The following is a 14054-nucleotide window of genomic DNA, read 5'->3' on the forward strand; positions in this document are numbered from 1 at the left end:
ACTGAGCACTGAGCACTGAGCACTGAGCACTGAGCACGAGCAGTCCCCCACACGTATCCCGCGCACGACATATGCGCGTCCCACATGGAGAACACCAACATGAGCAAGCGGAACACCCAGGCGGCCAAGACGGCGGCCCGGGAGCGGCTGCGCCAGGAGCGCGAGCGTCAGGCCAAGCGGGCCAAGGCGAAGCGGCAGATCATCGTCGCCGGCTCGATCGTCGCCGTCCTCGCGGCGGCCGGCGGCATCGGCTACGCGGTCGTTCAGGCCAACAAGCCCAGCTACTGGGCGGGCCTGAAGGACGCCAAGGTGGTGGCCCCGGCCAACACGACGGGCACCAAGGGCACCACCGTCGTCATAGGCAAGGCCGACGCGAAGAAGACCCTCAAGGTCTACGAGGACCCGCGCTGCCCGGTCTGCGCCCAGTTCGAGCAGACCGTCGGCTCGACCGTGATCAAGGACATCGACAGCGGCAAGTTCAAGATCCAGTACATCGGTGGCACGTTCATCGACAACAAGGACAACGGACAGGGCTCCAAGAACGCGCTGAGCGCCCTGGGTGCCGCCCTGAACGTGAGCGACGACGCGTTCCTCGCGTACAAGACCGCCCTGTACTCGACGAAGTGGCACCCGGACGAGACGACCGACAAGTTCAAGGACGACAGCTACCTCATCAAGGTCGCCCAGACCGTGCCCGCGCTGAAGGACAACACCAAGTTCCAGGACGCGGTGAAGAAGGGCACGTACGACGCCTGGGCGATGGCCATGTCGAAGACCTTCGACGACAACAAGGACGGCGTGACCGGCACGCCGAGCTTCGTCATGAACGGCAAGATGCTCACGGCCGACAGCCAGGGCAACCCGCCGATGACGGTGGAGCAGTTCAACCAGGTGGTGGACGCGGCCCTGAAGGCCTGATCCCGGGGTCGGCGAACGACCTCCGAGGGAAGAGCGGGCGAACTTTTGCGAGTTCGCCCGCTCTTGCGCGTACCGGTCAGTAACCTGTTCGCCCGTGACCAGTCGATACAGATCCACCAAGGCGTCCCAGGACCTCAACTCGCGCTCGCCCCGCCGCCGTACGGTCGTCAAGGCCGCGGCGGCGACGGCTGTTCTGGCCGGCCCGCTCGCCGCCGCCCTGCCCGCCAGGGCCGCCGCCGACACCCCGCAGTTCCTGCACGGCGTCGCCTCCGGCGACCCGCTGCCCGACGGCGTCCTGCTGTGGACCCGGGTGACGCCCACCGCCGAGGCGGTGCCCGGCTCGGGGCTCGGCCCGGACACCCAGGTGAGCTGGGTGGTGGCCCGGGACAAGGCCTTCACGACGATCGTCGCCAAGGGCTCGACCACGGCGACCGCCGCCTCCGACCACACCGTGAAGGCGGACATACGGGGCCTGGAGCCGGCCACCGACTACTGGTTCCGCTTCTCGGCCGGCGGCACGGACTCCCCCGCCGCCCGCACCCGCACCGCGCCCGCCGCCGACGCGGCCGTCACCGGCCTGCGCTTCGGCGTGGTCTCCTGCGCCAACTGGGAGGGCGGTTACTTCGCCTCGTACCGCCATCTCGCGGCACGCGGCGACCTGGACGCCTGGCTGCATCTCGGCGACTACATCTACGAGTACAAGTCCGGTGAGTACGCGGCCCGCGGCACGGTCGTACGGCCGCACGCGCCGGCCAACGAGATCCTCACGCTCGCCGACTACCGCACCCGGCACGGCAAGTACAAGACAGACCCGGACCTGCAGGCGCTTCACGCGAAGGCGCCGGTCGTCGCGATCTGGGACGACCACGAGTTCGCTGACAACGCCTGGTCCGGCGGCGCGGTCAACCACACCGAGGGTGGTGAGGGCACCTGGACCGACCGCAAGGCGGCCGCCAAGCAGGCCTACTTCGAGTGGATGCCGGTGCGTCCGGCGATCGCGGGCACCACCTACCGGCGGCTGCGCTTCGGGAAGCTCGCCGACCTGTCCCTGCTGGACCTGCGCTCCTTCCGCTCCCAGCAGGCCACCTCCGGCTCCGGTTCGGTGGACGATCCGGACCGCACGATCACCGGCCGCGCCCAACTCGACTGGCTGAAGGCCGGGCTGAAGGCCTCCGACACCACCTGGCGGCTGGTCGGCAACTCGGTGATGATCGCGCCGTTCGTCGTCGGCTCGCTCTCCGCCGACCTCCTCAAGCCGCTGGCCAAGCTGCTGGGACTGCCGCAGGAGGGCCTCGCGGTCAACACCGACCAGTGGGACGGCTACACCGACGACCGGCGCGAACTGCTCGCCCATCTGACCTCGAACGCCATCCGCAACACCGTGTTCCTGACCGGTGACATCCACATGGCGTGGGCCAACGACGTGCCTCTGGACGCCGGTACGTACCCGCTGTCGGCCTCCGCCGCCACCGAGTTCGTCGTGACCTCGGTGACCTCCGACAACCTCGACGACATCGTTAAGGTCCCCGAGGGCACGGTCTCCGCGATCGCGTCACCGGTCATCCGCGCCGCCAACCGGCACGTCCACTGGGTCGACACCGATCGCCACGGCTACGGCGTCCTGGACATCACCGCCGATCGCGCGCAGATGGACTACTACGTCCTGTCCGACCGCACGGACAAGAACGCGACCTCCTCCTGGGAGCGTTCGTACCGCACCCGCAGCGGCACGCAGAAGGTCGAGCGGACGTACGACCCCGTCTGATCAGACCGGTCCGATCAGAGCGTCTCGAGGAAGCCGAGCGCCACCCGCCAGGTGGCCTCGGCGGCCTCCTCGTCGTAGTCCGGCAGTTCGGGGTCGGTGTAGACGTGGCCGGCGCCGGCGTAGCGGTAGATCTCCACGTCCGCGCCCGCTCTGCGCATCTGCAGATACCAGGCGCTCAGCCAGTCGTCCGTCTCGAACGGGTCGGGCTCGGCCACGTGCAGCTGGACCGGCAGATCGTCCACCGACGCGTTCGGCGCGATGTCCGACGTTCCGTGCAGGAGGAGCAGCCCGCGGGCCTTCTCGTCGCCGAGGGCGAGGGTCTGCGCGACGGAGGCGCCGAGCGAGAACCCGGCGTACACCAGGCCCCTCTCGGAGTAGGGCGCGGCGGCCAGCACGGCTCTTCTGAGCAGCTCGTCCTTGCCGATCCGGTCCTTGAAGGCCATGCCCTCCTCCACCGTCTCGAACGTACGCCCCTCGAAGAGGTCCGGGGTCCACACCTCGTGTCCGGCACCGCGTAGCCTGTCCGCGGCCAGGCGCACCCCGGGCCTGAGGCCGTAGGTCGAGTGAAAGAGCATGATGTTCATGAGGCCCATGGTGCCAGCCGGCACTGACAACGCCCCGCGACCGCCGTACCCCCTTCGCGCCGGAAGTCACATGTTCATGACCCCGGAGAGCCGGTTAGGTTCGGAGGCATGGAGAACGTACTCCGCCCGCTGATCGTGATCGGCGGCTCGGTCGTCCTCACGCTCGTGATCGGCTGGGCCACCGACCAGTTGCTGCGCAAGGCCGACGGACGCCACAGCGAGACCCCGCTGTGGGGTCTGCTGCGCCGTGGCCGCATCCCCTACCAGCTCGTGCTGTGCGCCGCCATGCTCAGAGGCTCCTACGACGAGGCCCGGCTGCTGCGCGAACACCGGGTCGCGGTGGGCCAGTTCCTGACCCTGGTGCTGATCGGGGCGGCGGCCTGGCTGGTGATCCGGATCGCGGCTGCGATCGTCGAGACCTCCTACAGCCGGTACGCCCGTGCCCACCACGACGCCGCCCGGGTCCGCCGGGTGCGCACCCAGGTGTCGCTGATCATGCGCGTGGTCGCGGCGATCGTCGGCGTGGTGGCCGTGGCCGCGATGCTGCTGACGTTCCCGGCGATGCGCGCGGCCGGTGCCTCGCTGCTGGCCTCGGCCGGCATCCTCGGCATCGTCGCCGGTGTCGCCGCCCAGTCGACGCTGGGCAACATGTTCGCGGGGCTGCAGATCGCCTTCGGCGACATGGTGCGGCTCGGCGACACCGTGGTGGTGGACGGCGAGTGGGGCACGGTCGAGGAGATCACCCTGACGTTCCTGACCGTGCGGACGTGGGACGAGCGCCGGATCACCATGCCGGTGTCGTACTTCACCTCCAAGCCGTTCGAGAACTGGTCGCGGGGCAGCAACCAGATGACGGGCATCGTCTACTGGCACCTCGACCACTCGGCGCCCGTCGAGGCGATGCGGGAGCGGCTGCGGGACATCCTGCGCGAGTGCCCGGCCTGGGACGGCCGCGCCCACAACCTCGTGGTCACCGACTCCACGCCCAACACCATCCAGGTCCGCGCCCTGGTCACGGCGAAGGACGCGGACGACATCTGGACGGTACGAGTGGCGGTGCGCGAGCAGATGCTCAGCTGGCTGTGCGCGGAGCACCCGTACGCGCTGCCCCGCGTCAACACGGCGGACGCCGTGCTGCCGCCGAGCCGGCCCGCCCTCGACGACCACCTGGACGGCCGTGTGAACGGGCATCTCGACGGCCGCCGCGACGCCGCCGCGGCGCGCCGAGCGCGCGAGTAGCCGAACAGGGGGGCGCCGTACGGGCTCAGTGCCCGCGCTCGGCGCCCCCGTTGACCTGGATCACCTGCGAGGTGACGTGGGCCGCGCCCGGTGAGGCCAGCCAGTGCAGGGTCGAGGCCACGTCGCCGGGGGTGCCGGCGCGCTTGTCGAGCGTGTCGGCGACGAGCCGCTCGCGCCGGGCCGGGTCGATGGCGGGCCCGAAGAACTCGGTGTCCTCGATGTAGCCGGGCGCGACCACGTTCGCGGTGATCCCGCGCGGCCCGAGCTCCCGCGCCAGGTCATGGGCGTACGGGTGCAACGCGGCCTTGGCGCCTCCGTACGCCCCGCTGCCGGAGCCCCGGTAGGCGGCGATGGAGCTGACGAACAGCACCCGTCCGCCCGGGGAGGCGAGCCGGTCCTTGAGGGCCTCGGTGAGCAGGGCGGCGGTCAGGGTGTTGAGCCGGAAGTTGACGGTCCAGTTGTGCGCGACCCGGTCGAGCGGGTCCTCGCTCTCGGCCGGGGGTTCCAGCTGCCCGGTGCCGCCGGCACCGTGGATCAGCACGTCCACGGTCCCGAACTCCTCCGCCACGAACTCCGCGACCCCGCGCACGGCGGCGGTGTCGGCCAGGTCGGCGGCGTACGTCGACGCCCCCGGCACATCGGCCTTCCGCAGGACCTCGGCCCGCCGCCCGAGCAGCAGGACGCGGTCACCCTCCGCCGCGAACACCCGCGCCGCCGCGAGCCCGATTCCCGTACCTCCACCGCTGATCACCACATTACGAGCCATGATCCGACCCTACGCACGCGCAGCACGGCGCGCGCAACCATTTCCGGTCAGCGCAGGCTGCGTACGTCGAGATGGCGCAGCACCCGGTCCACGATCTCCGGGTCCGCCCCGGGCTCGCTGCGCGCGGCCATCACCTCGTGCCGTGCGGCGCTCAGCAGCTCGCCCTGGATCCGCCGCATCCGCTTGAGCCGGCGCACCCGCATCTCATGCGCCTCGCGCCGTTCCTCCTCGCCCATGTCCGGGCTGATCCGGACACCGATCTCCAGGGCCCGCCGCAGCATCTGCTCCGACAGCTCGTCCGGCAGGTCCTCGACCTCCTCGATCTCCTTGAGCCTGCGTTTGGCGGCCTTGGCGGCGCGTACGGCGAGTTCCTTCTCGAACGCCTTCTCGTGCTCGGTGTCGGCCTGCACCCCGAGCCTCCTCACCAGCCAGGGCAAGGTCAGGCCCTGCAGCACCAGCGTGCCCATGATCACGCCGAAGGCGATGAAGACGATCTCGTCCCGGTCGGGGAAGGCCGAACCGTCGTCGGTGGTCAGGGGGATCGCGAGCGCCAGCGCCACCGAGGCCACGCCCCGCATCCCGGACCACCACATCACGATGGTCTCGCGCCAGCCCATCGGGATGTCCTCGTCGTGGTCCCGTCTGGCGTGCAGCCGTTTGGTGAGCCAGGTCGCCGGGAGCAGCCAGGCGAGCCGGACCAGCACCACCACGGCGAGCACCGCCGCCGCCCAGCCGAGCATTTCGCCCCACCGTCCGGACGCGGTGCGGATCGCGTTGTGCAGCTCCAGGCCGATCAGCCCGAAGGCGACACCGGTGACGAGCGTGTCGACGATGTCCCAGAAGGTGTGCCCGGCCAGCCGGGTCATCACGTCGTCGGGGTCGGACGCGTACTCCGCGAGGAAGAGCGCGGTGGTGAGCACGGCCAGCACCCCGGAGCCGTGCAACTCCTCGGCCAGCACGTAGGAGGCGTACGGCACGAGCAGCGTCAGACCGACCTGCAGGGTGGCGTCGCCGAGCACGTCGAGGAGCCTGTTGGCGCCCCAGCCGAGGGCGACGCCGATCGCGACGGCGACCACGGCGGACAGCACCAGGTCGAGGGCGGCGCGGCCCGCGTGGAACTCGCCGCTCACCGCGGCGGCGACCGCGACGTGGTAGAGCACGATCGCCGTGACGTCGTTGAACAGGCCCTCCCCCTCCAGGATCGACACCAGACGGCGGGGCAGGCCCAGTTGGCCCGCGACCGCGGTCGCCGCGACCGGGTCGGGCGGCGCGACCAGGGCGCCGAGCGCGACGGCGGCGGCGACGGGCAGTCCCGGCACGATGGCGTGGGCCATGACGGCCACACAGAGGGTGGTGACGAAGACCAGGGCCACGGCCAGCAGGAAGATCGGCCGCCGGTTCGCCGCGAACTGCCGCCAGGACGTGCGGCGCACCGCCGCGTACAGCAGGGGCGGCAGCAGCAGCGGCAGGATCAGCTCGGGCGGGACGTTCACGTTCGGCACGAAGTCGGCCACCGCGAGGGCGACCCCGAGCAGGGTCATCAGCACCGGCGCCGGCACCCCGAACCGGTCCCCCAGCGGGACGCTCAGTACGGCCCCGAGCAACAGGACGAACAGCAGGGCCAACTGATCCACGGTCAGCGCTCCGGGAGGATCGACGGACGGGAGGCGGACTTCAAGCCTGCCACGACACCGATCCCACCAGCCCTTTCGGCCCCCTTGGTTACAGGGTGCGCCGCATGGCCCGGTGCGGGATGCCCGCCTCCGGGTACTCCGGCCCGTACGCCGCGTACCCCAGCCGCTCGTAGAACCCCAGGGCGTGCGTCTGCGCGTGCAGGTCCACCGCGGTCAGCCCCCGCGCGCGTGCCGCGTCCTCGATGGCGCGTACGAGCGCCACACCGACGCCGAGGCCACGGGCCTCCCGGGTGACGGCGAGCCGCCCGAGGGAGCCCACCGAGAGGTCGCCGTCGACCTTCGGCGCGGCGGCCTCCCCGTGCAGCAGCCGCCCGGTGCCGAGCGGCACCCCGTCGTCCCGCACGGCCAGCACGTGCAGGGCCACGGCGTCGTACGCGTCGTACTCGATGTCCTCGGGCACTCCCTGCTCGCCGACGAAGACCTCCTTGCGCACCGCGAAGCACGCCTCCAGATCGGCCGGGTCCTCGGCGATGCGTACGTCGTAGGCGCGCGTGCTCATCCGTACGTCTCCTCGCGGACCTGGTCCAGGGCCTTCTGCAGGTCGGCCGGATAGTCGCTCGCGAACTCCACCCACTCGCCGTCCCCGGGGTGCTCGAAGCCGAGCCGGACGGCGTGCAGCCACTGCCGGGTCAGGTGCAGCCGCTTGGCGAGGGTCGGGTCGGCACCGTAGGTGAGGTCGCCGACGCAGGGGTGGCGGTGGGCGGCCATGTGGACGCGGATCTGGTGGGTGCGGCCGGTCTCCAGCTTCACGTCGAGCAGGGAGGCCGCGCGGAAGGCCTCGATGAGGTCGTAGTGCGTGACGGACGGTTTGCCGTCGGCCGTGACCGCCCACTTGTAGTCGTGGTGGGGATGGCGGCCGATGGGCGCGTCGATGGTGCCGCTGGTCGGGTCGGGGTGGCCCTGGACGAGCGTGTGGTACCGCTTGTCGACCGTGCGCTCCTTGAACTGCCGCTTGAGCGAGGTGTACGCGCGCTCCGACTTGGCGACCACCATCAGCCCGGAGGTGCCGACGTCGAGCCGGTGCACGATGCCCTGGCGCTCGGCGGCACCCGAGGTGGAGATGCGATAGCCGGCCGCGGCGAGCCCGCCGATGACCGTGGGCCCGGTCCAGCCCGGCGACGGGTGGGCGGCCACGCCGACCGGCTTGACGATCACCACCACGTCCTCGTCGTCGTGCACGATCTCCATGCCCTCGACCGGCTCCGCGACCACCTGCACGGGCGCGGGCGCCTGCGGCATCTCGACCTCGAGCCAGGCGCCGCCGTGCACCCGCTCGGACTTGCCGACCACCGAGCCGTCGACCGTGACCTTCCCCGCCGCGGCGAGCTCCGCGGCCTTCGTCCGGGAGAAGCCGAACATGCGGGAGATGGCGGCGTCGACACGCTCGCCCTCCAGGCCGTCGGGCACGGGCAGGGTACGGATCTCGGGAATCGTGCTCACCCGTCGAGTATGCCGGACAGCGCCGACCGTCCCGACCGCGCCTGTGGACAACCGCCGGTCAGTCCTTGTGGACGGTGCCGTCCGGGTCCAGCCCCTTGAAGGACAGCAGCACGATCAGGATGCCGCCGCACACGATCGCCGAGTCGGCCAGGTTGAAGACAGCGAAGCCCTTGGGGGCGATGAAGTCGACCACCGCGCCCTCGAAGACGCCCGGCGAGCGGAAGATCCGGTCGGTGAGGTTGCCGAGCGCGCCGCCCAGCAGCAGGCCCAGCGCGATCGCCCAGGGCAGGCTGTAGAGCTTGCGGGCGAGCCGGGCGATCACCACGATCACCGCCGCAGCGATCACCGTGAAGATCACGGTGAAGGCCTCGCCGAAGCCGAAGGCCGCGCCCGCGTTGCGGATCGCCTCGAGCTTCAGCCAGTCACCGATCAGCTCGATCGGCGCGTGGTGCTCCAGCTTCGCGACCACGAGCAGCTTGCTGACCAGGTCGAGCGTGTACGCGAAGGCGGCCACCGCGAACAGCACGGCGATCTTGCGCCTGCCCCTGGGCGGCGCCGACCCGTCCCGCTGCGACTCGGCCCCCGCCGCCTCCGGGGAATCCGGCGTACCGATGATGCGCTCCGCCTCTGCCACGTGAGTCCCTCAACCTAGGTACCTGACTGAGCACGAGGGTACGGCACGCGTGTGTGGGCCCTCAGTACCGGCGTTCCTGCTTCTGCTTGCACTCCACACACAGGGTGGCCCGGGGGAAGGCCTGCATACGGGCCTTGCCGATCGGGTTGCCGCAGTTCTCGCACAGCCCGTAGGTGCCGGCGTCCAGCCGCTGCAGGGCGTGCTCGGTCTGGGTGAGCATCTCCTGCGCGTTGGCCGCGAGCGCCATCTCGTGCTCGCGCGTGATGTTCTTGGCGCCGGTGTCCGCCTGGTCGTCGCCCGCGCCGTCCCCGGAGTCCCGCATCAGGCCCTGCAGCGCCTGCTCCGACGACGTGATCTCGTCACGCAGCCGCTGCTCCTCGGACAGCAGCTCCGCACGCGCCTCCTCGACCTCCTCCGGCGTCCAGGGGTCCTCACCGGGGCGCACCGCGAGCTCGCCCGGCTCCACAGCCGCCGCGATCCGCGCCTTGGGTACGGCGGTCTTCGCCGCCGTGGCCGTGCCAGGAGTCTTCTTCGCAACCACTGTTGTGGCTCCCGTCTGCTCCGCGGTCTGCGCCGCGCCCGCCTTCTTGGCCGTGCTCTTGCTCTTCTTCGCCGCGGCGGCCTTCTCGGCGCCGGCGGCCTTCTTGGCGGCGACCTTGCCGCCGGCCGCTTTGCCGGTGGCCGCTTTCCCGGCGGCCGCTTTCCCGGCGGCCGCTTTCCCGGCAGCCGCCCGCTTCGTGGCCTCCTCCTTCCCGGAGGCCTTCTTCGCAGCGGCCTTCTTCGCAGCGGCCTTCTTCCCCGGATCCGCTTCCTTGACCGCCGACGTCTTACCTGCGGCCGTCTCCCTGGCCGCCGCCTTCTTACCTGCGGCCGTCTCCTTGACCGCCGCCTTCTTACCCGCAGCCATCTCCTTGACCGCCGCCTTCTTACCCGCGGCCGGTTCCTTGCCTGCCGCCTTCTTCGCTGCGGCCGTCTTCTTTGCCGCCGTCTTCCTCGCCGCCGACTTCTCCGCCGCGGTTTTCCCCGCTGCGGTGCTCTTCGATGCCGACTTCCCCGCCGTCGTCTTCTTCGCTGCCGTCTTCTCGGCCGTCGCCGCCCTGCCGGCCGTCTTCTTCGCTGCCCCGCCGGCGGCCCCCCGTACCGTCCTCACCCTCTTCTTGCCGCTCACATCCTTGGCCGCACCGCCCGAGGCCTGTGTGGACCTGCCGGACGCCGACTGCTGTACGGCGGTCTTCTTCGCCACCATGGCCGCGGCCCCTTCACATATTGTGATCTTGCACGCGAATCGTGCTGGGACGATAAATCGACTTGAGTCCCGCGGCAACGGGGCGCACCGCCCGATTCGCCCGGCTCGCGCACGCCGCTCCGCAAGCCTGCATGCGTTGTGCCCAGCTCCCCGCGGGGTAATCCGCCGTGCCGTCCGTCCCAGGATCCGAACACACGTACCGCTCCATTCGGGTCACATCCGGCCGTAGGGCACCGCCACCCCCGGGTACCCGAAAACCGGTCGGCCGCTGTCCGCGCGGCGCCGTACACTGGGCGGAGCGAAAAGCGTGGATGGGGACGAGTAGCGGCGTACGCAGCCCAGAGCGACCCGGGGACGGTGGAAGCCCGGGGGCGAGCGCGACGCGAAGATCACCCCGGAGCCGCCGGAGGAACCCCCGCGAGGGGCAGTAGAACCGGCATCGCGACCCCAATGAGGGGGCTCACCGGTGCACACCACGCGCCGGAGGGCCAAGGAGGGTGGTACCGCGGGAGCGCGCCGAAACCGGCGTAGAGAAAGACACGGCTCTCGTCCCTCCGGACGGAAGGCAGCAAGTCCGCCGGAGGAAGCTCGCTGATGACAACGCCGACGTACCGCCAGGTGCCCGCCCAGGTCGACCTGCCCGCGCTCGAGCACGCGGTGCTCGACTTCTGGCGCGAGCAGAAGATCTTCGCCAAGACCCTGGAGCAGTCCGAGGGCCGCCCCGAGTGGGTGTTCTACGAGGGCCCGCCCACCGCGAACGGCATGCCGGGCGCCCACCACATCGAGGCGCGCGTCTTCAAGGACGTCTTCCCTCGCTTCCGCACCATGCGCGGCTACCACGTGGCCCGCAAGGCCGGCTGGGACTGCCACGGCCTCCCGGTGGAGCTCGCGGTCGAGAAGGAACTCGGCTTCAGCGGCAAGCAGGACATCGAGAAGTACGGCATCGCGGAGTTCAACGCCAAGTGCCGTGAGTCGGTGACCCGGCACACGGACGCCTTCGAGGCGCTCACGACCCGCATGGGTTACTGGACCGACCTGCAGGACCCCTACCGCACGATGGACCCCGAGTACATCGAGTCGGTCTGGTGGTCGCTGAAGGAGATCTTCGGCAAGGGCCTGCTGGTCCAGGACCACCGCGTCGCCCCCTGGTGTCCCCGCTGCGGCACGGGTCTGTCCGACCACGAACTGGCGCAGGGCTACGAGACGGTCGTCGACCCCTCCGTGTACGTCCGTTTCCCGCTCACCTCCGGTCCGCTGGCCGGTCAGGCCGCGCTCCTGGTGTGGACGACGACCCCGTGGACGCTGGTGTCCAACACCGCGGTCGCCGCGCACCCCGAGGTCACCTATGTCGTCGCCACCGACGGCACGGAGAAGCTCGTCGTCGCCGAGCCGCTCGTCGGCAAGGCGCTCGGCGAGGGCTGGGAGACCACCGGCGAGTCCTTCAGCGGCACCGAGATGGAGCGCTGGACCTATCAACGTCCGTTCGAGCTGGTTGAGTTCCCCGAGCCCGCGCACTTTGTGGTCAACGCCGAGTACGTGACGACCGAGGACGGTACGGGTCTGGTCCACCAGTCCCCCGCCTTCGGTGAGGAGGACCTCAAGGTCTGCCGCGCCTACGGCCTCCCCGTCGTCAACCCCGTCCGCCCGGACGGCACCTTCGAGGAGGACGTCCCGCTGGTCGGCGGTGTCTTCTTCAAAAAGGCGGACGAAAAACTCACCGAGGACCTCCAGCAGCGCGGCCTCCTCTTCAAGCACATCCCGTACGAGCACAGCTACCCGCACTGCTGGCGCTGCCACACCGCGCTCCTCTACTACGCGCAGCCGTCCTGGTACATCCGCACCACGGCCATCAAGCACCGCCTCCTCCAGGAGAACGAGAACACCAACTGGTTCCCGGAGACGGTCAAGAACGGCCGGTACGGCGACTGGCTGAACAACAACATCGACTGGGCGCTGTCCCGCAACCGCTACTGGGGCACCCCGCTGCCGATCTGGCGCTGCGAGGACGACCACCTCACGTGCGTCGGCTCCCTCGCCGAGCTCACCGAGCTGACCGGCACGGACCAGTCGGGCCTCGACCCGCACCGCCCGTTCATCGACGAGGTCACCTTCGCGTGCCCGACGTGCGCCAAGACGGCCACGCGCGTGCCGGAGGTCATCGACGCCTGGTACGACTCTGGTTCGATGCCGTTCGCGCAGTGGGGCTACCCGTACAAGAACAAGGAGCTGTTCGAGAGCCGTTACCCGGCGCAGTTCATCTGCGAGGCCATCGACCAGACCCGCGGCTGGTTCTACACGCTGATGGCGGTCGGCACGCTGGTCTTCGACAAGTCCTCCTACGAGAACGTCGTCTGCCTCGGGCACATCCTCGCCGAGGACGGCCGCAAGATGTCCAAGCACCTGGGCAACACCCTGGAGCCGATCCCGCTGATGGACCGGCACGGGGCGGACGCGGTGCGGTGGTTCATGGCGGCCGGCGGTTCGCCCTGGGCGGCACGCCGCGTGGGCCACGGCACGATCCAGGAGGTGGTGCGCAAGACGCTGCTGACGTACTGGAACACGGTCGCCTTCCAGGCGCTGTACGCCCGTACGTCCGACTGGGCGCCGAGCGAGGCCGACCCGGCCCCCGCCGACCGCCCGGTCCTGGACCGCTGGCTGCTGTCCGAACTCCACGCGCTCACCGACCAGGTGACGCAGGCTCTGGAGGCGTACGACACCCAGCGCGCCGGCAAGCTGCTCTCGGCGTTCGTCGACGACCTGTCCAACTGGTACGTCCGCCGCTCCCGTCGCCGCTTCTGGCAGGGCGACAAGGCGGCGCTGCGCACCCTGCACGAGGTCGTGGAGACGGTCACCAAGCTGATGGCCCCGCTGACCCCGTTCATCGCCGAGCGGGTCTGGCAGGACCTGGTGGTGCCGGTGACCCCGGGCGCCCCGGAGTCGGTGCACCTCGCCTCCTGGCCGGAGGCGGACCTGTCCGCCATCGACCCGGAGCTGTCGAAGCAGATGGTCCTGGTACGGCGGCTGGTGGAGCTCGGCCGGGCCACGCGCGCGGAGTCGGGCGTCAAGACCCGTCAGCCGCTGTCGCGGGCGCTGGTCGCGGCGGCGGGCTTCGACTCGCTGGACCGGGAGCTGCACGGTCAGATCACGGAAGAGCTGAACGTCAGCGCGCTCGCGTCGCTGAGCGAGGTCGGCGGCTCCCTGGTGGACACCACGGCCAAGGCCAACTTCCGGGCGCTGGGCAAGCGGTTCGGCAAGCGGGTGCAGGAGGTCGCCAAGGCCGTGGCGAACGCGGACGCGGCCGCGCTGTCGCTGGCCCTGCGGGAGGGCACGGCGTCGGTCGAGGTCGACGGGGAGACGATCACCCTGGCTCCGGACGAGGTGATCATCACCGAGACCCCGCGCGAGGGATGGTCGGTGGCGTCCGACGCCGGTGCGACGGTGGCGCTGGATCTGGAGATCACGGAGGAACTGCGGCAGGCGGGTCTCGCGCGTGACGCGATCCGGCTGATCCAGGAGGCCCGCAAGAACAGCGGTCTGGACGTGGCCGACCGGATCGCCCTGCGCTGGACGTCCACGGACTCCGCGGTCGTCGCTGCGCTGGGCGAGCACTCCGGACTGATCGCGGACGAGGTCCTGGCGACGGACTTCGCCCAGGGCGAGGCCGACGACTCGTACGGCGAGCCGTTCACGGACGAGGGCCTGTCCCTCACATTCCGCCTGCGCAAGGCATAGCGTCCCGCACGCCTGAAGGCCCGGCCCTCGGAGGGC

General features: G+C 70.6%; 11 protein-coding genes. 4 read left to right on the plus strand and 7 right to left on the minus strand.

Annotation, left to right across the window (positions count from 1 at the left end; genetic code table 11):
• Positions 1–99: 99 nt before the first annotated feature.
• Both ABZZ74_RS03895 and ABZZ74_RS03900 read left to right on the plus strand, forming a co-directional pair.
• A complete protein-coding gene (locus ABZZ74_RS03895; protein WP_356761636.1) occupies positions 100–918 on the plus strand; it encodes a thioredoxin domain-containing protein in 819 nt (272 codons plus the stop codon).
• A gap of 94 nt (positions 919–1012) precedes the next feature.
• Complete coding sequence (locus ABZZ74_RS03900) at positions 1013–2683, plus strand: alkaline phosphatase D family protein (RefSeq protein ID WP_356761638.1); 1671 nt, start codon at positions 1013–1015, stop codon at positions 2681–2683.
• A gap of 14 nt (positions 2684–2697) precedes the next feature.
• On the opposite strand, the gene ABZZ74_RS03905 is transcribed toward ABZZ74_RS03900, so the two are convergent.
• Complete coding sequence (locus ABZZ74_RS03905) at positions 2698–3267, minus strand: dienelactone hydrolase family protein (protein WP_208778203.1); 570 nt, start codon at positions 3265–3267, stop codon at positions 2698–2700.
• A 108-nt stretch (positions 3268–3375) separates the two neighbouring features.
• Here ABZZ74_RS03905 and ABZZ74_RS03910 point away from each other — a divergent pair, with 108 nt between their 5' ends.
• Positions 3376–4506 carry a mechanosensitive ion channel domain-containing protein gene (locus tag ABZZ74_RS03910; protein ID WP_356761641.1) on the plus strand — a complete coding sequence of 377 codons (1131 nt, stop codon included), beginning with the start codon at positions 3376–3378 and terminating at the stop codon, positions 4504–4506.
• Positions 4507–4531: 25 nt separating this feature from the next.
• Here the strand turns inward: ABZZ74_RS03910 and ABZZ74_RS03915 are convergent, their stop codons facing one another.
• From ABZZ74_RS03915 to ABZZ74_RS03940, 6 genes are all read right to left on the minus strand, one after another.
• The gene (locus ABZZ74_RS03915; RefSeq protein WP_356761643.1) at positions 4532–5272 is read right to left on the minus strand and encodes an SDR family oxidoreductase; all 741 of its coding nucleotides are present in this window, start codon (positions 5270–5272) and stop codon (positions 4532–4534) included.
• 47 nt (positions 5273–5319) lie between these two features.
• The gene (locus ABZZ74_RS03920; protein ID WP_356761645.1) at positions 5320–6906 is read right to left on the minus strand and encodes a Na+/H+ antiporter; all 1587 of its coding nucleotides are present in this window, start codon (positions 6904–6906) and stop codon (positions 5320–5322) included.
• A gap of 88 nt (positions 6907–6994) precedes the next feature.
• Positions 6995–7465, minus strand: coding sequence for a GNAT family N-acetyltransferase (locus ABZZ74_RS03925; protein WP_356761647.1), 471 nt, complete (start codon positions 7463–7465; stop codon positions 6995–6997).
• On the minus strand, positions 7462–8406 hold the full coding sequence (locus tag ABZZ74_RS03930) for an RluA family pseudouridine synthase (protein WP_356761649.1): 945 nt from the start codon (positions 8404–8406) through the stop codon (positions 7462–7464). Before ABZZ74_RS03930 ends, ABZZ74_RS03925 begins: the two co-directional genes overlap by 4 nt.
• A gap of 58 nt (positions 8407–8464) precedes the next feature.
• Positions 8465–9040, minus strand: a complete 576-nt coding sequence (lspA, locus tag ABZZ74_RS03935; protein ID WP_208778209.1) for a signal peptidase II — start codon at positions 9038–9040, stop codon at positions 8465–8467.
• Between the two features lie 61 nt (positions 9041–9101).
• Positions 9102–10286: a TraR/DksA family transcriptional regulator gene (locus ABZZ74_RS03940; RefSeq protein WP_356761651.1), complete on the minus strand. Its 1185-nt coding sequence runs from the start codon at positions 10284–10286 to the stop codon at positions 9102–9104.
• Positions 10287–10880: 594 nt separating this feature from the next.
• Here ABZZ74_RS03940 and ileS point away from each other — a divergent pair.
• Positions 10881–14018 (plus strand): isoleucine--tRNA ligase, encoded by a 3138-nt coding sequence (ileS, locus tag ABZZ74_RS03945; RefSeq protein WP_356761653.1) that lies wholly within the window; start codon positions 10881–10883, stop codon positions 14016–14018.
• Positions 14019–14054: the final 36 nt, after the last annotated feature.

The organism is Streptomyces sp. NPDC006476, from assembly GCF_040612015.1.
GTDB lineage: Bacteria > Actinomycetota > Actinomycetes > Streptomycetales > Streptomycetaceae > Streptomyces > Streptomyces griseorubiginosus_B.

Bases quoted from the DNA above. Each gene is read 5' to 3' on its own strand.
- ABZZ74_RS03895 (WP_356761636.1), top strand. From the start codon at position 100: ATGAGCAAGCGGAACACCCAGGCGGCCAAGACGGCGGCCCGGGAGCGG.
- ABZZ74_RS03905 (WP_208778203.1), bottom strand. From the start codon at position 3,267: ATGAACATCATGCTCTTTCACTCGACCTACGGCCTCAGGCCCGGGGTG.
- ABZZ74_RS03910 (WP_356761641.1), top strand. From the start codon at position 3,376: ATGGAGAACGTACTCCGCCCGCTGATCGTGATCGGCGGCTCGGTCGTC.
- ABZZ74_RS03915 (WP_356761643.1), bottom strand. From the start codon at position 5,272: ATGGCTCGTAATGTGGTGATCAGCGGTGGAGGTACGGGAATCGGGCTC.
- ABZZ74_RS03925 (WP_356761647.1), bottom strand. From the start codon at position 7,465: ATGAGCACGCGCGCCTACGACGTACGCATCGCCGAGGACCCGGCCGAT.
- ABZZ74_RS03940 (WP_356761651.1), bottom strand. From the start codon at position 10,286: ATGGTGGCGAAGAAGACCGCCGTACAGCAGTCGGCGTCCGGCAGGTCC.
- ileS (WP_356761653.1), top strand. From the start codon at position 10,881: ATGACAACGCCGACGTACCGCCAGGTGCCCGCCCAGGTCGACCTGCCC.